Annotated in this window: 14 protein-coding genes and 1 tRNA gene; 8 read left to right on the top strand and 7 right to left on the bottom strand. The window is 64.3% G+C overall.

What is annotated here, in order from left to right:
* The first annotated feature begins 73 nt into the window (after positions 1-73).
* From BGI01S_RS19345 to BGI01S_RS19370, 6 genes are all read left to right on the top strand, one after another.
* A complete protein-coding gene (locus tag BGI01S_RS19345; protein ID WP_042327600.1) occupies positions 74-784 on the top strand; it encodes a VOC family protein in 711 nt (236 codons plus the stop codon).
* 75 nt (positions 785-859) lie between these two features.
* On the top strand, positions 860-2,056 hold the full coding sequence (locus BGI01S_RS19350; RefSeq protein WP_042327601.1) for an aminotransferase-like domain-containing protein: 1,197 nt from the start codon (positions 860-862) through the stop codon (positions 2,054-2,056).
* A 51-nt stretch (positions 2,057-2,107) separates the two neighbouring features.
* Entirely contained in the window at positions 2,108-2,572 is a 465-nt protein-coding gene (locus BGI01S_RS19355) for a RidA family protein (protein ID WP_042327602.1), read from the top strand.
* 223 nt (positions 2,573-2,795) lie between these two features.
* Positions 2,796-3,698: a PhzF family phenazine biosynthesis protein gene (locus BGI01S_RS19360; RefSeq protein WP_042327603.1), complete on the top strand. Its 903-nt coding sequence runs from the start codon at positions 2,796-2,798 to the stop codon at positions 3,696-3,698.
* Positions 3,699-4,152: 454 nt separating this feature from the next.
* Positions 4,153-6,507, top strand: a complete 2,355-nt coding sequence (locus BGI01S_RS19365; protein WP_042327604.1) for a bifunctional diguanylate cyclase/phosphodiesterase — start codon at positions 4,153-4,155, stop codon at positions 6,505-6,507.
* A 140-nt stretch (positions 6,508-6,647) separates the two neighbouring features.
* Positions 6,648-7,856, top strand: coding sequence for a chromate transporter (locus BGI01S_RS19370; RefSeq protein ID WP_042327605.1), 1,209 nt, complete (start codon positions 6,648-6,650; stop codon positions 7,854-7,856).
* A gap of 99 nt (positions 7,857-7,955) precedes the next feature.
* On the opposite strand, the gene BGI01S_RS19375 is transcribed toward BGI01S_RS19370, so the two are convergent.
* The 5 genes from BGI01S_RS19375 to BGI01S_RS19395 all read right to left on the bottom strand — a co-directional run bounded on the left by BGI01S_RS19375 (position 7,956) and on the right by BGI01S_RS19395 (position 16,319).
* The gene (locus BGI01S_RS19375; RefSeq protein WP_042327606.1) at positions 7,956-8,414 is read right to left on the bottom strand and encodes a CopD family protein; all 459 of its coding nucleotides are present in this window, start codon (positions 8,412-8,414) and stop codon (positions 7,956-7,958) included.
* Between the two features lie 259 nt (positions 8,415-8,673).
* On the bottom strand, positions 8,674-10,995 hold the full coding sequence (gene parC / locus BGI01S_RS19380; RefSeq protein WP_042327607.1) for a DNA topoisomerase IV subunit A: 2,322 nt from the start codon (positions 10,993-10,995) through the stop codon (positions 8,674-8,676).
* A 74-nt stretch (positions 10,996-11,069) separates the two neighbouring features.
* Positions 11,070-13,055, bottom strand: a complete 1,986-nt coding sequence (locus BGI01S_RS19385; protein WP_042327608.1) for a DNA topoisomerase IV subunit B — start codon at positions 13,053-13,055, stop codon at positions 11,070-11,072.
* Positions 13,056-13,613: 558 nt separating this feature from the next.
* Entirely contained in the window at positions 13,614-15,551 is a 1,938-nt protein-coding gene (locus BGI01S_RS19390; protein ID WP_042327609.1) for an ATP-binding cassette domain-containing protein, read from the bottom strand.
* Positions 15,552-15,917: 366 nt separating this feature from the next.
* Positions 15,918-16,319, bottom strand: coding sequence for a DUF4399 domain-containing protein (locus BGI01S_RS19395; RefSeq protein WP_042327610.1), 402 nt, complete (start codon positions 16,317-16,319; stop codon positions 15,918-15,920).
* A 335-nt stretch (positions 16,320-16,654) separates the two neighbouring features.
* On the opposite strand from BGI01S_RS19395, the gene BGI01S_RS19400 reads away from it, so the two are divergent.
* A complete protein-coding gene (locus BGI01S_RS19400) occupies positions 16,655-16,846 on the top strand; it encodes a rubredoxin (RefSeq protein WP_042327611.1) in 192 nt (63 codons plus the stop codon).
* Positions 16,847-17,093: 247 nt separating this feature from the next.
* Positions 17,094-17,168, top strand: a tRNA-Arg gene (locus tag BGI01S_RS19405).
* A gap of 95 nt (positions 17,169-17,263) precedes the next feature.
* Here BGI01S_RS19405 and BGI01S_RS19410 read toward each other — a convergent pair.
* Both BGI01S_RS19410 and BGI01S_RS19415 read right to left on the bottom strand, forming a co-directional pair.
* Positions 17,264-17,971 (bottom strand): glutathione binding-like protein, encoded by a 708-nt coding sequence (locus BGI01S_RS19410; RefSeq protein WP_042327612.1) that lies wholly within the window; start codon positions 17,969-17,971, stop codon positions 17,264-17,266.
* A 185-nt stretch (positions 17,972-18,156) separates the two neighbouring features.
* A complete protein-coding gene (locus BGI01S_RS19415) occupies positions 18,157-18,378 on the bottom strand; it encodes a hypothetical protein (RefSeq protein ID WP_042327613.1) in 222 nt (73 codons plus the stop codon).
* Between the last annotated feature and the right edge of the window lies 1 nt (position 18,379).

Here is an 18,379-nt window from a genome sequence, read left to right on the forward strand (position 1 = left end):
CGGCCCCGGCAGCCGCGTCGTCACATCTGGCGCGCACCGGCTTACCGCAGTGAACCGTTTTCCTCGCTCCGTCATGACCGCTCATCCGCTCCGCCTCGATCACCTCGTGATTTCCGCCCGCACCCTCGACGAGGGCACGCAGTACGTCGCCGATACGCTCGGCGTCGCGCCGGCCGGCGGCGGCGCGCATCCGCTGATGCGCACGCACAATCGGCTGCTGAACCTGTGGGGCGGCGTCTATCTGGAGGTGATCGCGATCGATCCACACGCCACGTCGCAGGCCAATGCGGCTGAAGCGTCCGCCGAAGGCAGCGCGACGCGCGCCCGTTTGTTTGCACTCGATGACCCGGCGGTGCAGGCGCGGCTCGAACGCGGACCGTACCTGTCGCACTGGGTGGCCCGAGTCGAGCGCCCGAAGCGGCTGACGACGTGGCAAGCGCAGTATCCGCAGCGTATCGCGCCGATCGTGCCGATGACGCGCGGCGATTTCACGTGGGGCCTGTCGGTCCCCGACGACGGCGCGTTCCCCGCCTGGCAGGGCGTCGGCGACGGCGTGCTGCCCTCGCTGATCCAGTGGGACTCGCCACGGCATCCGTCGGCCGTGCTGCCGGACACCGGTATCGCGCTGAAAGCGTTGAAGGCCGTGCATCCGCAAGCGGAGCGCGTGAGCGAGCAGCTGCAATGGCTCGGCGCCGCGCATCTGCTCGAATTGCAGTCAACCGACGGCGCCGCGGCACTCGTCGCCGAATTTGAAACACCCGATGGTCTACGGACCCTCAAATAACCAGCGCGCGCGGGTCGCCGACTCGCGCGATAATCGACGTTTTTACCGGTTCCAGAAATACCAGCAGAGGAGAGCATGGACCAAAGCGACCTGAAAGCCCCTACGTGGCAATTGTCCGAACGCGCACGCAAGCTCACCAGCTCCGCGATCCGCGAGATCCTGAAGGTCACGGAGCGGCCCGAAGTCATTTCGTTCGCCGGCGGCCTGCCCTCGCCGGCCACCTTCCCGGCCGAACGCATGCGCGAAGCCGCCGACCGCATTCTGCGCGACTCGCCCGCCGCGGCGCTGCAATACAGCGCGACCGAAGGCTATGCGCCGCTGCGTGAATGGATTGCGCAGCGCTATTCGGTGAACGGCGCGCAGATTCGTCCCACGCAGGTGCTGATCACCACCGGCTCGCAGCAGGCGCTCGACCTGCTCGGCAAGGTGCTGGTGTGCCCGGAGAGCCCGGTGCTGGTCGAAACGCCGACTTACCTCGGCGCGCTGCAATCGTTCTCGATGTACGAACCGAGTTATGTGCAGGTTCCGACCGACGAGCAAGGCCTGATCCCCGAAGCGCTGACGCCGGAACTGACGAAAGGCGCGCGCCTCCTGTATGCGCAGCCGAACTTCCAGAATCCGACCGGCCGCCGTCTGCCGATCGAACGCCGCCGCGCGCTCGCAGAATTCGCGAAGACCGCGCCCTTTCCGGTGATCGAAGACGATCCGTACGGTGCGCTCGACTACGCGGGCGAACCGTTGCCCACGATGCTGTCGATGGCGCCGGACCATATCGTCTATCTCGGTTCGTTCTCGAAGGTGCTCGCGCCGGGCCTGCGGGTCGGCTACATCATCGCGCCCGAAGAGCTGATCTTCAAGCTCGTGCAGGCCAAGCAGGCCACCGACCTGCACACGCCGAGCTTCACGCAGCGCATCGTGCACGAAGTGATCAAGGACGGCTTCCTCGACACGCACGTGCCGACCATCCGCGAGCTGTACCGCAATCAATGCGAAGCGATGCTCGCCGCGCTCGAACGCTATATGCCCGAAGGCGTGAGCTGGAACCGTCCGGAAGGCGGCATGTTCATCTGGGTGAATCTGCCCGCGCAGATCGACAGCATGAAGCTGCTCGAGGAAGCGGTCGCGCAGAACGTCGCGTTCGTGCCGGGCGGTCCGTTCTTCGCGAACGAAGCGCAGCACAACACGCTGCGTCTGTCGTTCGTCACGGTGCCGCCGGCGAAGATCGACGAAGGCGTCGGGCGTCTCGGCGCGCTGATTCGCGCGAAGCTCTGAGCGCCGCTCGCGTCAGCCAATTTCACTACTGATTCTGATCGAGGACACGACATGGCTCAAACGAATGTGTACGACAAGCTCAAGGAACTGGGCATCGAGCTGCCCGTCGCCGGCGCGCCGGCCGCCGCGTATGTGATGAGCGCACAAAGCGGCAACACGGTGTACCTGTCCGGGCACATCGCGAAGAAAGACGGCAAGGTGTGGACCGGCAAGCTCGGCGCCACGCTCGGCACCGAGGAAGGCAAGGCCGCGGCGCGCTCGATCGCCATCGACCTGCTCGCCACGCTGCACGCGCACGTAGGCGATCTGAACCGCGTCACGCGCATCGTCAAGCTGATGAGCCTCGTCAACTCGACGCCGGAATTCACCGAACAGCATCTGGTCACCAACGGCGCGTCCGAACTGGTCGCCGATGTGTTCGGCGAACGCGGCAAGCATGCGCGCTCGGCATTCGGCGTCGCGCAGATTCCGCTCGGCGCATGCGTCGAAATCGAAATGATCGCGGAAGTCGAGTAACGAACGTGCATTAGCCTGGCGCACGGCGAAAGCCGCGTTGGCAATCCAGCCGGCCACTCAGCCGGCATAAGCCGATGGTTCGGCCGGTAGTCCATTCAGAACGCGTCGCGAGGTGTAGCCCACCCGCGACGCGTTTTGCTTTTGTGCAAAGGTGGATCGTTGCCGCGTCAGCGGATAGAATCCGCGAACCCTACTATCGTTTGATTCGCTGGACCGCGCTCCCATGCCTGCTCACACTGTCCGTTTCAAACAGGTCGACGTGTTCACGTCGGTGCCGTTCAAAGGCAATCCGCTTGCTGTCGTATTCGACGCCGACGAACTCGATGCGAAACAGATGCAGGCCATCGCCCAGTGGACCAATCTGTCTGAAACCACGTTTCTTCTGAAGCCGACCGATCCAGCCGCCGACTATCGCGCGCGAATTTTCACAACGCATGGCGAATTGCCGTTCGCGGGTCATCCGACGCTCGGCACCGCGCACGCGCTGCTCGAAAGCGGCTATCTGCCGAAGCAGGCGGGCAAGCTGGTCCAGCAATGCGGCGTGGGACTCGTCGAACTCGAAGCACTGAGTGATGCGGCCGACACGGCCCACGGCGCGTGGGCATTCGCCGCGCCGCCCGCAAAGGTCACGCCGCTCGCCGCGGATCGTTACGCGGCGCTGTCTACGGCTTTACGTAGCGACGCGATCGATTTCAGCGCGACGCCCTGTGCGGTCGACAACGGCGCGCCGTGGCTCGTGGTGCGTCTGAATTCGGCGCACGACTGCCTCGCGCTCGATCCCGACGCAGCAGCACTCGCCGAACTCGTACATTCGGTCGACACGCACGGGCTCGCGGCCTACGGCCCGCACCACACCGACGGCCCCGCGACATTCGAGGTGCGCTGCCTGATGGCGGGCGGCGGCTTCGGCATTGGCGAAGACCCGGTGACCGGCAGCGCCAACGCCGCGCTCGCGGGCCTGCTGAGTGCGCAGCAGCGACGTCCCGGCACGCACTACACGGCGCGCCAGGGCACTGCGCTGGGCCGCGCCGGTCAGGTGTCCGTGCACTATGACGACGTACGCGGCAAAACGTGGATCGGCGGCCCGTCGGTGACCATCGTCGACGGCACGTTCCGGCTGCCGTGAGCGTTTCATGCCGAAACGGTTCGAACAGCGCGCCGCATCTCTCGGTGCCCGTTCACAAAAAACCGCATCGTTTTAACAATCGATGCGGCTTGCATTGCGAGCGGCCTGTCAGAGACCTGGCACACCTGAACACCGGCCCCGATGACATCTTCAGAACAACCAAAACAATCGCGAGCTACGGCGTCCGAAGCGCCGCGCCGATGGCTCATGCAGATGAACCGGACCCTTCGACGCGCCAGCGTATACCCGATGCGCGGACCCTTCCTTAATCCAGTGGCATTAAGTAATATCGAAACGTACCCTCTGACCTGTGATCGGTCAGGTCAGGCACGGCTCCACGCCTCCTCCTGCGCAGCAGTTCCGGCACCTTGGTCACCATGCAGCCATCCATGAAATCAGCGCAGTCGATGCTCGCGTGTTTGCAGTCGGACGGCACTCAGGCACGGGCCGCCCAATGAGCCAATCCCGCTTTTCAGAGCAACGCGACGCCAGGCCTCGCCGCGACCCCGCCGTGTCGCGCCGCAGAGCCTTGCTCGTCATTCCCGCGCTCGGCGTGCTGGTCCTGATCCTGCTTTGGACCGTGATTTTCGCGCGGCTGTCGGTCGAGAAGGAAGCGACGTACCGCGAAGCGATGGCCTCTGCTGCAATTCTCTCCGCGGCGCTGGAGCAGCATACGATCAAGGCGATTCACCAGGTCGATCAGATCACCCGCTTCGTCAAATACGAGTTCGAGAAAACGCCGAGTCATTTCGATCTCGCCAGCACCGTCGAAAAAGGCGTCGTGCAAAGCGAGACGCTCGTGCAGGTATCGTTGATCGATGAACACGGCAAGCTGATCGCCAATACGGCCGAACTCAATCCGAAGCACATCGATCTGTCGGACCGCGAGCACTTCAAGGTCCACGAGCATGAGAACGACGACCAGCTGTTTATCAGCAAGCCGGTGCTCGGCCGCATCTCCGGCCATTGGACCTTGCAGATGACGCGGCGCCTGAATCATCCGGACGGCTCGTTCGCGGGCGTCGTGGTGGTCTCCGAGGACCCCAGCTATTTCACCAGCGATTTCTACAACAACGCGGCGATCGGCCATGAAGGCGTGATCGCGGTGATCTCGGACAGCGGCACCGTGCTCGCGCGGCGCACCGGCAGCGTCGACAGCGCGAACGGCGCGTTCTCCGCGAGCGGCTCGTATCCGACCTCGGAACACGTGTCGGGCACCTACGTCGATTCGATCGACAACGTCACGCGCATCGTCTCGTACCGGCACATCGACGGTTATCCGCTCGGCGTGCTGGTGGGTCTTTCGCAAGCCGAAGAATTCGCCGACTACAACCACACGCGCAACGTCTATCTGCTGATGGCGGGCTTCATCTCGCTCGCGATGCTGAGCTTCTTCGCGGTCGCGACCGGACTGATCGGCAAACTGCTCGGCCGCGAACGCGAGATGACGCATCTGGTCGAATACGATCTGCTCACCGGCTTGCGCAACCGCTACGCGACGCTGCAGACGTTGCGGCACGACGTGGCGCAGCCGGCCAATCTCGGCCGCCTCGCGATCCTGTTCATCGACCTCGACAACTTCAAGACCGTCAACGACACGCTCGGCCACAACGCCGGCGACATCGTGCTGCAGATGACGGCCTCGCGCCTCGCCACCGCGGTCGGCGAGGACGGTGCGTTGAGCCGCATCGGCGGCGACGAGTTCGTCGTCGTGATCAAGGGCGAGGACGTCGAGAAGCGCGCGGTCGCCCTGGCCGAAGCCGCCGCCGACGCGTTCGCGAAGCCCTTCGAAGTGCGCGGCAGTTCGTTCGTACTGCATGCGAGCATCGGCATTGCGCTGTACTCCGTGGCCAACGAAAGCGAGATCGATCTGCTGAAGAAGGCCGACCTCGCGATGTACAGCGCGAAGGACGCGGGCAAGAACTGCTACCAGTTCTATTCGCCGCACCTGTCGCATCGCGCGGATCATTTGATGAAGTGGGAACAGCAATTGCGCGTGGCGCTCGCCGAAGGGCAACTATTTCTCGCCTATCAACCAAAGATCGATCTCACGCGCCGCTGCATTACCGGCTTCGAAGCGCTGGTGCGTTGGAATCATCCGCAGCACGGTTTGATTCCGGCCAACGAGTTCATTCCGGTCGCCGAATCGACCGGCCTGATCGTGCCGATCGGCGATTTCGTGATCGAGACCGCGTGCCGGCAACTCGCGCTCTGGCAGCAACAGGGCTACGACACGCTGTCGCTCGCGGTGAACATCTCGGCGGTGCAGTTCTGGCGCGGCGATCTGTACGAAACCATCTCGCACGCGATCGAGGAATCCGGCATTTCCGCGCGCCGCCTCGAACTCGAAATCACCGAGACCGCGATGATGGAATATCCGGAGCTGGTGTCGGAGAAAATCTTCGCGTTGAAGCGCCTCGGCGTGCGCATCGCACTCGACGATTTCGGCACCGGCTACTCGTCGCTGTCCTATCTGAACCGCTTCTCGGTGGACACGCTGAAAGTGGACCGTTCGTTCATCCAGGCGATTCCCGGCGACCGCAGCGTCTGCGTGATGGTCACCGCAATCGTCAACCTGGCGCGCTCGCTCGGGCTCACGGTGGTGGTCGAAGGCACCGAGACCGAAGAGCAGATTGCGTGGCTCGCCGCGCTCGGCCATATCGAGGCGCAAGGTTTCCTGTTCTCGCGCCCGGTACCGGTGGAGGCGATCCCCGCGCTGCTCGAACGCTTCGGCGTATGCGGTATGGGCGGACGCCACGCCGCGCGGGAAACCGACAGCGCGAGCAGCGTGTCGAGTACCAACCACTGAGCGTGGCTGGCGCGTGGGCATCACGCATCGCGGCGTCGGGAAACTGGCCATATTCACCTTGAGCCGCACGGCCCTGCCGCGTCGCCTCATACAACGATGCTCCACACGACGGGCGCCCGCATGGAAGGGCCCGTGGCGCCATGCAGACGATCATGAGCCAGGATGCTGCCAAACCAGAGGAACGCGAACCGCTGTGGACGCTGTTCAGGGTCGTGTTCGGCCTGTCGGCGTTGTCGTGGGGCGGCCTCGCGTTGATGGCGCAACTCGAGCACCACTACGTCGAACGCGAGGGGCGGCTTTCGCGCGTGGCCTTCTCCGATCTGATCGCGCTCGCGTGGATGGTGCCCGGGCCGGTGGGCTGCAACGTCGCCGTGCAACTCGGCCATGCGCTGCGCGGACGCGCCGGCGCATGGGTCGCGGGCATCGCCAGCGTGCTGCCCTTCTCCCTGCTGATGACGCTGTTCGCGATCTTCTACCGCACGCCGCTCGTGCGCGCCGCCGCGTCGCAAATGCTGCTCAATCACTTCAGCGTCGTGCTCGCCACGCTGATCGCGCTCACCTGGTACAAGCAGACGCGCGCGCTGGTGCGCGGCAAGCTCGAATGGATCGCGGCGCTGGTCGGTTGCGTGGCGCTTTTCTATGCGCGCAGTCCCGCCGCCTATGTCGTGATGCTCGCGGCAGCGTTCGGCGCGGGCTGGCTCGTGAGCCCGGTGCGCAGTGCGCGCCTCGTCGTGTCGCTCAGGCGTGGCGACTGGCAGATGCTGGCCGCTCTGTGCGTGTTGCTGATGGTGTTCGCGCTGCCGTTGCCGCATCGCTATGAACTGGCGCTGCTGTGGCCGCGGCTCGCCGGCGCCGGCATGACGCTATTCGGCGGCGGCTTTTCCGCGTTGCCGGTACTCAGGACGCTGTTCGTCACGCCGGCAATCGGCGTATCGGATAACGACTTCACGCTGGCGTTTTCGCTGTCGCCGTTATCGCCGGGGCCGCTGCTGAATGTCGTGCCGTTCTTCGGCTATCTGGTGGACGGTTGGGTCGGCGCGCTGATCGCGACGCTCGCGCTGTTCGTGCCGTCGGGCTGCCTCGTCGTGCTGGCGCAGCGGCATCTGCATCAGTTGAAGACGAACCCGCGCTTCGAACATGGGATGCGGATTCTGCGCGCGCTCACGACGGCGTTTCTCGCGGTGGCTGTGTTGCGCATTGCCGCGCATGTGCCGCTCAAACCGGCTTATCTGCTGACCGCACTTTTTTCCGGGATGTGCTTCGCGAAGCTGAAGGTGCCGGTGTACGCGGTGTATGCGACGGTGGCGGCGGTGTGCGGGTTGTGGCTGGCGTATGGCGCGCTGCCTTGATGAGGCGGGGCGCGGGCAGCGTCAGCGGTCGGCATGAAGGCAATGGCGGTCGGGGCGAATGCCCAGACCGTCCTTGCCCTGCATCGTCCAATCCCGTTATCAGAACCCGCGCGACAGCACCGCGACGCCGATCGTCACGACGCCCAGCACGATATTGATCAGCACCAGACGTCGGATCGTGCCCACGGCTCGCGCGCCGTCCGGCCATTTCTGCGCCTGCACCGCGCGGCGAATGCGCGGGAACACGGCAAAGCGGATGTGGCCGAAGATCAGCATCATCACGATGCCGAGGCCCGCCATTGCATGCAGCGGCCACGTGGCGTGACCGCCGCCGAATTGCATCAGCAGAAAACCGCCGGTGAGGAGAATCACCAGCACGGCGGCGGCGACCCAATTGAAGAAGCGGCCGAACACCGACTCCCACAGCGGCAGGCGCAGTTGCGGCGACAGATCGGCAATCGCCGGACGCAGACAGAAATGCGCGAAGATCATCCCGCCCACCCACACCGCGACCGCGAGCAGATGCAGAAAGAGTGCGAGTTCGATAGCCTTGTTCATGTTGTTTTCCTCTCCCGACGACGACGCCGCTCTGCTTGGACGATTGATATTGGCAGCGGCTACTGAGCGCGTTCGACCGCGTTCAGTGCACGCAGTTCCGGGCGCCCGCAGCTTTCCCGTCGATGTGTAGTTGTCATTGCAGCGCGCCTGATGCCGCGACGCCGCCATTCCCCGACTTATTGCTTCGCACGCGCGTTACTGCTCGCGGCGGGCGTCTGCATGCTAGCAGACGCCCGCCGCATTCAAACGTCAAACCTGGTTAAGCCAGCACCGGGCGCATACCGTCGAGCTTCATCTTGCTCTCCGGCGTCCGCCCCTTGCGCGCGCGCTTGCCGACATGCGGCGCGAGCGCGGCGGGCCCGAGCTTCTCTTCGTCCGTGCGGCCACCACGGCGCGTACCGATCAGCACCACACCCGCATGATTGATCGACAGCGCCTGCAGCAACGTCTCGTTGTCGTCGAGTGCCATCAGCGTGACGCCGCGGCCGCCGCCCGAGAGCGTCTTCATCTCGTCGAGAGCGAACACCAGCAGACGCCCGCCCGACGACAGACACGCGATATGCGTCGCGTCCGGCAGCATCGGCATCGGCGCGAGCGGCGCGGCGCCCGCGTCGATCGTCATGAACGACTTGCCCGCCTTCACTCGGCTCACCATGTCGCCGACCTTCGCGACAAAGCCGAAGCCGTTGCTCGATGCGAGCAGCAACGCCTGATCGGCGGAGGCCGCGTAGTAGTGCATCAGGTGGCTGCCCGACTCCAGTTCGATCAGCGACGTGACCGGCACACCATCGCCACGGCCGCCCGGCAGCAGGGCCACCGCGACCGAATAGACGCGCCCGTTGCTGCCCCACGCGATCAGCGTGTCCGGCGTGCGGCACTGGAACGCCGCGTACAGACCGTCGCCGGCCTTGAACGTGAAGCCGGCCACATCCAGCCCGTGGCCCTTCAACGCCCGCACCCAGCCCTTCTGCGAGACCACCACCGTGACCGGCTCATCGACCACGCGCGCTTCGAACGTCGCGCGCTTTTCCTGCTGGATCAGCGTGCGGCGCTCGTCGCCATACTGCTTCGCGTCGCCTTCGATTTCCTTGATGAGCAGGCGCTTCATCGCCGATTCGCTGCCGAGCAGTTCTTCGAGCTTGGCCTTCTCGTCGCGCAGTTCGGACAGTTCCTTCTCGATCTTGATCTTTTCGAGCCGCGCCAACTGACGCAAACGGATTTCGAGAATGTCCTCGGCTTGGCGGTCGGACAGGCCGAACGCGGCCATCAACGCGACCTTCGGTTCGTCCGACTCGCGAATGATGCGAATGACTTCGTCGATATTCAAGAAGACGATCATCCGGCCTTCGAGGATGTGGATCCGATCATCCACCTTCGACAGACGGTGACGCGTGCGGCGCGTGACCGTCGCGAAGCGGAACGCGATCCACTCGTGCAGGATTTCGCTCAAGCCCTTCTGACGCGGACGGCCATCGCCGCCGACCATCACCATGTTCAGCGACGCGTTCGATTCGAGGCTCGTATGCGCGAGCAGCGAATTGACGAACTCGGTCTGGTCGATACGGCTCGACTTCGGCTCGAACACGAGACGCACCGGCGCGTCCTTGCCTGACTCGTCGCGCACCGCGTCGAGCAGGCCGAGCATGGTCTGTTTGGTCTGAAGCTGTTCGGGCGTGAGCGTCTTCTTGCCGAGCTTGATCTTCGGGTTGGTCTGCTCTTCGATTTCTTCGAGCACCTTCTGCGCGGCCGTGTTCGGCGGCAGTTCGGTAATCACGAGTTGCCACTGACCCCGCGCGAGGTCTTCGATCTTCCAGCGGGCGCGCACTTTCAGACTGCCGCGCCCTGCTTCGTACGCGGCCGAGATTTCCGCTTCGCTCGAAATGATCTGGCCGCCGCCCGGGAAGTCCGGACCCGGAATGTGCTGCATCAACTCCGCGTGCGACAGCTTCGGATTGCGGATCAACGCCACCGCCGCGCCCGCGACTTCGCGCAGATTGTGCGACGGGATTTCCGTCGCGAGACCCACCGCGATGCCCGACGCGCCGTTCAGCAACACGAACGGCAAACGCGCCGGCAACGTCTTCGGCTCCTGGAACGAGCCGTCGTAGTTCGCCATGAAATCGACCGTGCCCTGGTCGATTTCGTTGAGCAGCAGTTTCGCGATCGGCGTGAGACGCGCTTCCGTGTATCGCATCGCCGCCGCGCCGTCGCCGTCGCGCGAGCCGAAGTTGCCCTGACCGTCGATCAGCGGATAGCGCATCGAAAAGTCCTGCGCGAGACGCACCAGCGCGTCGTACGCCGACTGGTCGCCGTGCGGGTGATACTTGCCCAGCACGTCGCCGACCACGCGCGCCGACTTGACCGGCTTCGCGTTGTCGGCGAGGCCCATCTCGTTCATCGCGAACAGGATGCGGCGCTGCACCGGCTTCTGGCCGTCGCACACGTCCGGCAGCGCGCGGCCCTTGACCACGCTCACCGCATACTCGAGGTACGCGCGCTCCGCATAGTTGCCGAGCGTGAGGAAGTCGCCTTCGGGGGGCGCCGGCTCGTTGAAAAGGTCGAGAGTGTTATCGTCGTCCATCTAGATTCCGTATCCGTGTTTGGCGTGAAGTTTTCGTTCGAATGCTGAGCGCTGTGCAGCTTAAAACCGCGCGCTCAGATGTCCGCTTCCACTTCGTTGCCCTTTTCTTCGAGCCAGCTGCGCCGCGACGCCGCTTCGCCCTTGCCCATCAGCATCGTCATTCGCGCGACCGTGGCGTCGTAGTCGAGGTCCCCGAGCGCGACCGGTTGCAGACGCCGCGTGTCGGGATTCATCGTCGTGTCCCACAGTTGTTCCGCGCTCATTTCGCCAAGGCCCTTGAAGCGGCTGATCGACCACTGCGATTCGCGCACGCCGTCCTTGGTCAGCTTGTCGAGGATCGCTTCGAGTTCGCCTTCGTCGAGCGCGTACAGCTTCTGCGCGGGCTTCTTGCCGCGTGCCGGAGCGTCCACGCGGAACAGCGGCGGACGCGCGACGCACACGTGCCCGCGCTCGATCAGCTGCGGGAAATGCTTGAAGAACAGCGTGAGCAGCAGCACCTGGATGTGCGAGCCGTCCACGTCCGCGTCCGACAGGATGCAGATCTTGCCGTAGCGCAGATTCGACAGATCGACCTTGTCGTCCGGGCTGTGCGGATCGACGCCGATCGCCACCGAGATGTCGTGCACCTCGTTGTTGGCAAACAGGCGGTCACGCTCGGTTTCCCACGTATTCAGCACCTTGCCGCGCAGCGGCAGGATCGCCTGGTACTCCTTGTCGCGGCCCATCTTCGCGGAGCCGCCCGCCGAGTCGCCCTCGACGAGGAACAGTTCGTTGCGGCCGATTTCCGTCGACTCGCAATCGGTCAGCTTGCCCGGCAACACGGCGACACCCGAGCTCTTGCGCTTCTCGACTTTCTGTCCCGCGCGCGTGCGCGCCTGCGCCTGTTTAATGACGAGGTCCGCGAGTTTCTTGCCGTGCTCGACGTGCTGATTGAGCCACAACTCCAGCGCCGGCCGCGCGAACGACGACACCAGCTTGACCGCGTCGCGGCTGTTCAGTCGCTCCTTGATCTGCCCTTGGAATTGCGGATCGAGCACCTTCGCCGAGAGCACGAACGACACGCGCGCGAACACGTCTTCCGCGAGCAGCTTCACGCCCTTCGGCTGCAGGTTGTGCAACTCGACGAAGCTCTTGACCGCCTGGTACAGACCGTCGCGCAAACCGGATTCGTGCGTGCCGCCCGCGGGCGTCGGAATCAGGTTGACGTAAGACTCGCGCATCAGCGTGCCTTCCTCGCTCCACGCGACGACCCATGCGGCGCCCTCGCCTTCGGCAAATGTCTCTTCGCTCGCACGCGAGTTCTCGACGTAACGCTCGCCTTCGAACAGCGGGATCAGCAGATCGCTGCCGTTCATCCCTTCGAGCAGATAGCCGCGCAGACCGTCTTCGTATTTCCAGCTTTGCTGTTCGCCGGTTTTCTCGTTGACGAGCGTGACTTCGACGCCCGGCAGCAGCACCGCCTTCGAGCGCAGCAGGCGTTGCAACTCACCAAGCGGCAGGTTCGGCGAGTCGAAGTATTTCGGATCGGCCCATGCGGTGACGCGCGTGCCGGATTTCTTGTCGCCCTTCGCGGCGGCCCGTACTTCGAGCTGCTTCGCGACGTCGCCGTGAGCGAAGCTCAGGTCGGCGACCTTGCCGTCGCGCCAAACGGTGACGTCGAGGCGCGTGGACAGCGCGTTCGTGACCGACACGCCGACGCCGTGCAGACCGCCCGAGAACGTGTACGCGCCGCCGGCGGCTTTGTCGAACTTGCCGCCCGCATGCAGGCGCGTGAAAACGATTTCGACGACCGGCACGCCTTCTTCCGGATGCAGGCCGAACGGAATGCCGCGGCCGTCGTCTTCGACCGACACCGAATGGTCCGCGTGCAGCGTGACCGTGATTTGCCGGCCGTGGCCGCCGAGGGCTTCGTCCGACGCGTTGTCGATGACTTCCTGAATGATGTGCAGCGGATTCTCGGTGCGGGTGTACATCCCGGGCCGTTGCTTGACCGGCTCGAGGCCCTTCAACACCTTGATCGACGCTTCGCTATACGCGGCGTTTGGCTTTTTCGTAGACATGGTTGACTCGGGTGCGTCGGTTCATCGTTGTCCACAGGTCCTGTGGACAGATCCGTGGACAATGCGTTGAGTTTTCAAAAAAAGCAAAACGAAACAACGGGGTTAGGTGGGGTGCCCGCAGTGCGGGCAAGCTGTTTTGTCGTGCTGCTTCCCGTTGGCGCTCGACTGCGCTCACTGGCACGACCAGGCCGAAGCGAACATGGGGGAAGCCTGTTCGCGGGGTATTTTACTGATTTCGATAACGGCGGCAATTGACCATTCGCGGGATTAGCCGTCTGGATAAGGCGTGGCGGGCCCGAGGGGCATGTGCGCGGCGCACCGTGCGGCAACTTCGCGGCCAGCGCGCGGCGTTGGTCGGCGTGTCGCGCATGCTGCGTTTCCTGCCGCGTTTTCCGCTGCGCCTCTGTCTCGCCTCTGTGTCACTGCCGCCGCGCTTGCTGTTTCGCTTTCTGTCGCGTGGCGTCACGCGTTGCACTGCCTCGCGTCGCTATCCGTCTCGCTCTCGCACTCGCTCTGCCGCATTCCGCCGCGCAGCCCCCCGGCCCGCGCGGCGTCCCTTTACTTGCGCCGGTTTTCCAGCTCGTCCCAGCGTTCGAGCGAGAGCAGCAGTTCTTCGTCGATCGCCGCATAACGCGCGGTCAGACGCGTGCCTTCCTGCGCGTCTTTCGCGAAGATCGAACCGTCTTCGAGTTGCGCGCCGATGGTCTTCTGCTCGGCTTCGAGCGCGGCGATCTTCTCGGGCAACGCCTCCAGTTCGCGCTGCTCCTTGAACGACAGCTTCGCCGCGCGCTGCGCATTGCGGCCCGACGCAGCGTCTTTAGCAGGCGTCGCGTCTTTGGCTGCATCCTTACCGGCCTCTTTCTGCGCGTCCAACGCCATCTGCTGCGAACGGTCGCGCTGGATCTGCCAGTCCGTGAAGCCGCCGACGTACTCGCGCCACTTGCCCCCGCCTTCCGCTGCGATCACCGAAGTCGCGACGTTGTCGAGAAACGCGCGATCGTGGCTGACCAGCAGCACGGTACCGTCGTATTCGGTGAGCAGTTCTTCGAGCAGTTCGAGCGTGGGGATGTCGAGGTCGTTGGTCGGTTCGTCGAGCACCAGCACGTTGGCCGGCCGCGCGAACAGACGCGCGAGCAGCAGCCGGTTGCGTTCGCCGCCCGACAGCGACTTGACCGGCGAACGCGCGCGCTCCGGCGCGAACAGGAAGTCGCCGAGATAGCTCATCACGTGCTTCTTCTGGCCGTTGACTTCGACCCACTCGCTGCCCGGGCTGATGGTGTCGGCAAGGCTCTTGTCCAGATCGAGTTGCGCGCGCATCTGGTCGAAATACGCGACCTGCAGATTGGTGCCGACGCGCACCGTGCCTTCGTCCGGCTGCAGTTCGCCGAGGATCATCTTCAGCAGCGTGGTCTTGCCTGCGCCGTTCGGACCGACGAAGCCGATCTTGTCGCCGCGCATGACGGTCGCCGTGAAGTTGTCGACCACGGTGCGCGAACCGTAGCGCTTGGTCACGTCGGTCAGTTCCGCGACAATCTTGCCGGACTTCTCGCCCTGGCCGACGTCGAGCTTCACGTTGCCCTGCACGTTGCGGCGCTCGGCGCGCTGCTCACGCATTTCCACCAGACGCGCGATCCGGCCGACGCTGCGCGTGCGGCGCGCTTCGACGCCCTTGCGAATCCACACTTCTTCCTGCGCGAGCAGCTTGTCGGCCTTGTCGTTTTCGACGCGCTCGATTTCCAGCTGCTGCGCCTTGCGCGTCTGGTACGCGGAGAAATTGCCCGGATACGACAGCAGACGCCCGCGATCCAGTTCGACGATGCGCGTGGCGACGCGGTCAAGAAACGCGCGGTCGTGGGTGATGAACAGCAGCCCCGCGCGCAGCGAAACCAGCAGATCTTCGAGCCAGCGGATGCCGTCGAAGTCGAGGTGATTGGTCGGCTCGTCGAGCAGCAGCACGTCCGGCTGCACGACCAGTGCGCGCGCCAGCGCGACGCGCTTCTGCATCCCGCCCGACAGCGAGCCGACCCGCGCCTCGCCGTTCAGGCCGATCTGCTGCAGCGTGGTGGCCACGCGGGTGCTCCAGTTCCATGCGTCCGCCGCGTCCAGCGACGATTGCAGCGTGTTCATGCGCGACATTAGCGCGTCATGCTCGGCGCCTTCCGGCTCGTCGGCGAGCTGGTTGGCGACCACGTCGTATTCGTCCAGCAGCGCGCGCGCGTGCGTGAGACCGGCGGCGACCGCGTCGAACACCGTGTCGTCAGTGTCGAACTCGGGCTCTTGCGGCACGTAGACGGTGGACAGATTCTGTTGACGCGAGACGAGGCCGTCGTCGGGCTTCGCGAGATCGGCGACGATCTTCAGCAGCGACGACTTGCCCGCGCCGTTGCGTCCGATCAGCCCAACGCGTTCGCCCGCTTCGAGAGAGAAATCCGCGTGATCGAGCAACGCGACGTGACCGAACGCCAATTGGGCGCCGGTAATGGAGTAAAGCGACATGGAGAATTGGAGAAGACAGCGATGAGTCGGAACTGCCCATTGTACCGGTCGCGCGGCCGGGTGCCTGTATGCCGGACCAGATAGGCCGAATGGGCGGCTTGCGGGGGACCGGCGAGCCTGCGCGCGCTCGTGGGGAATCGGCCGGAATGACGTTGCCGGTTTCGACTGGCTGACGTCGCCCTTGCGCAGATCGAAGCCGTCGGAATGCGGATTGGCGACGTCGGATGCGAGTCTCGGCGAAACGGCAGCCAACCTCGGGACGACGCGGTGCAAGCTGTGCGGGTGGCCGCTGGAGCGGCCGGCGGGGGTGGCCGGCCGGTTAGCTGACCGGCTACCGCGTCGCGCCGTCCGAAGCGGCAGCGCGGCTTACTTCACGTGCACCGTGATGGTCTTGCTCATTTCCGGCCCATACGAGCGATGCGCGCCGTCGCCGAATTGCAGCGTCAGCGTGTGATCGCCCGGCGGCAGCGTCAGATCCGTTTCCGTCTGGCCTTTGCCGAAGTGCAGCGACTTGTCGTTGGCGGGAATGACCTCACCCTTGGGCAGCGACTTGCCGTCAATCAGCAGATGATGATGGCCCGTGCCTTCCGTCGGTGTGCCGGCCGGCGCGATCTTCATGCCGGTCACACCGAACACGACGTGCACCGGATTGCTGACGGTCGCGCCGTCCGTCGGCTGTACGAACGAGACGCCCGCGGCCTGCGCGGCGCCCGATGCGGCGAGCAACCCGGCCAGCGCGGCGCCGGCCAACCACTTGTTTCTGAACATCGTTGTTCTCCTGTTGAGGAACGAAAGTCATGCGTCGGACCTGGCGCGCCCAGAGCGACGCGCGGTCGCCTGGGACGGATCGTCGCAATGTCTGCGAGACACGTCGCGCGCCTGTCCAACTGAGTAGCTGCGGATCAGAGCATACACGCTGTAGCTGGCGAGATCCGTTCAGTGGGGTCGGAGATGTCTCTGGCGCGTTGCGGCGCTGCCGCATCGGTAGTTCGCGGTCGGATTGACAAATTCCGGTAATATTGCTGGTCGCCGCGTTGCCCAAAAAAGGGGCAGACTAAGCGCGCCATTGCATTGAACTAGAGTGAACTAGAGAAGAGTACGTCGTGAGCGAAGTAATTGAGGTGATTGAATACAAGAGCTGGGTCTGCCTGATATGCGGCTGGATCTACAACGAGGAAGAAGGCTTGCCTGAAGAAGGCATCGCGCCGGGCACGCGCTTCGCCGCGATTCCGGAAGACTGGCGCTGCCCGCTGTGCGATGTCAGCAAGGCGGAATTCGCGGTGGTGGAGTTCTGAATCGGCTCGACTGAATCGGTGGGGCGGGTGGATCAAGCCCCTCTATTCAGGCCGCCTTTGGCGGTTCGTTCGGCCCAGCAGGCAATGCAATGCCGCTGGGCCGTTTCCTTTTCAGGCCAAGGCTTGCGGCCCTCCTCGCGTGCGAACGGGTTTGATATACTCTGCGCTCGCTGGCGAATTTGGACTCGCCCGGTCCTCGCGGACTTTGTCCACTGCGGGACTGCAGCGAGTATTCCGGTTCGGTCCTCTCCCTGTAGTTCAATGGATAGAACAAGTGCCTCCTAAGCGCTAGATACAGGTTCGATTCCTGTCAGGGGGACCAACTAGCATTCCAGCGTCTCCCAGGTTTGCCCAGAAAAGCCCCGCATGCCTTGCGCTGCGGGGCTTTTTGCTGTCAGCCGCATCAACACATGCCGACTACGCCGGCCGCTTCGGAATATTCAAACCCCGCTCCACCGCCGGCCGCGCGACGAACGCCGCCAGCACGCGCGTCACGTTCGTGAAGTCCTGAATGCCGACCAGTTCGCCCGCTTCGTAGAACCCAGCGAGATTGCGCACCCACGGAAACGTCGCGATATCCGCGATCGAGTACTGCTCGCCCAGAATCCAGTCGCGTCCTTCGAGCCGCTGGTTCAACACACCGAGCAGGCGTCGCGATTCGGCGACGTAACGGTCGCGCGGACGCTTGTCCTCGTATTCCTTGCCGGCGAATTTGTGGAAGAAACCGACCTGGCCGAACATCGGTCCGATACCGCCCATCTGGAACATCACCCACTGGATCGCTTCATAACGGCCGGCAGCGTCCTGCGGAATCAGTTGACCGCTCTTGTCCGCGAGATAGATCAGAATCGCGCCGGACTCGAACAGCGGCAGCGGCTTGCCGCCCGGTCCGTTCGGATCGAGGATCGCCGGGATCTTGTTGTTCGGATTGAGCGACAGAAACTCCGGCGTCATCTGATCGTCCGTATCGAAGCGCACAAGGTGCGGTTCGTACGGCAAGCCGATCTCTTCGAGCATGATCGAAATCTTCACGCCGTTCGGCGTCGGCAGCGAATAGAGCTGAATTCGCTCAGGATGCTCGGCGGGCCATTTCTTCGTGATCGGGAAAGCGGATAAATCGGTCATGAGACGGTATCAACCTTGTGCGAAAGTCGTGCGATGGGAAAGCCGAATCGGGCGCCGCGCAGCCGGTCACGTTCAACCTCCGGCTTCGCTGCCGCGGGCGCCGCGAACGCGGGACCGCCAAATATAAACCGACTCGGCGCAACGCGTGCGAGTGCGCTGCGGACCGATCGCGCGCCGCCGTCCCGTCACCACAAATCTTTGGTCGCCGTTCCCGCGCGCAGATTGAAGCCCTCCCGCCACAACGTCGCGCCGACCGTCAGCAGCAGCGTCTTCTGCTCGCCGTCGAGCAGCTCCCACGCCGTCGCCAGCCAGGTGGCGAAGCTCGCGCAGGTCGGTTCGAGATCGATGGGTGCTTTGCCTTCCAGGTACTGCCGCTCGAACATCGAAAGTATTTTTTCGGGTGTCATT

Source organism: Paraburkholderia ginsengisoli NBRC 100965 (assembly GCF_000739735.1).
GTDB lineage: Bacteria > Pseudomonadota > Gammaproteobacteria > Burkholderiales > Burkholderiaceae > Paraburkholderia > Paraburkholderia ginsengisoli.

What these genes read in the sequence shown, in the direction of transcription:
- BGI01S_RS19345 (WP_042327600.1), top strand. Translation starts at nt 74, where the DNA reads ATGACCGCTCATCCGCTCCGCCTCGATCACCTCGTGATTTCCGCCCGC.
- BGI01S_RS19350 (WP_042327601.1), top strand. Translation starts at nt 860, where the DNA reads ATGGACCAAAGCGACCTGAAAGCCCCTACGTGGCAATTGTCCGAACGC.
- BGI01S_RS19355 (WP_042327602.1), top strand. Translation starts at nt 2,108, where the DNA reads ATGGCTCAAACGAATGTGTACGACAAGCTCAAGGAACTGGGCATCGAG.
- BGI01S_RS19360 (WP_042327603.1), top strand. Translation starts at nt 2,796, where the DNA reads ATGCCTGCTCACACTGTCCGTTTCAAACAGGTCGACGTGTTCACGTCG.
- BGI01S_RS19365 (WP_042327604.1), top strand. Translation starts at nt 4,153, where the DNA reads ATGAGCCAATCCCGCTTTTCAGAGCAACGCGACGCCAGGCCTCGCCGC.
- BGI01S_RS19370 (WP_042327605.1), top strand. Translation starts at nt 6,648, where the DNA reads ATGCAGACGATCATGAGCCAGGATGCTGCCAAACCAGAGGAACGCGAA.
- BGI01S_RS19375 (WP_042327606.1), bottom strand. Translation starts at nt 8,414, where the DNA reads ATGAACAAGGCTATCGAACTCGCACTCTTTCTGCATCTGCTCGCGGTC.
- parC (WP_042327607.1), bottom strand. Translation starts at nt 10,995, where the DNA reads ATGGACGACGATAACACTCTCGACCTTTTCAACGAGCCGGCGCCCCCC.
- BGI01S_RS19385 (WP_042327608.1), bottom strand. Translation starts at nt 13,055, where the DNA reads ATGTCTACGAAAAAGCCAAACGCCGCGTATAGCGAAGCGTCGATCAAG.
- BGI01S_RS19390 (WP_042327609.1), bottom strand. Translation starts at nt 15,551, where the DNA reads ATGTCGCTTTACTCCATTACCGGCGCCCAATTGGCGTTCGGTCACGTC.
- BGI01S_RS19395 (WP_042327610.1), bottom strand. Translation starts at nt 16,319, where the DNA reads ATGTTCAGAAACAAGTGGTTGGCCGGCGCCGCGCTGGCCGGGTTGCTC.
- BGI01S_RS19410 (WP_042327612.1), bottom strand. Translation starts at nt 17,971, where the DNA reads ATGACCGATTTATCCGCTTTCCCGATCACGAAGAAATGGCCCGCCGAG.
- BGI01S_RS19415 (WP_042327613.1), bottom strand. Translation starts at nt 18,378, where the DNA reads ATGACACCCGAAAAAATACTTTCGATGTTCGAGCGGCAGTACCTGGAA.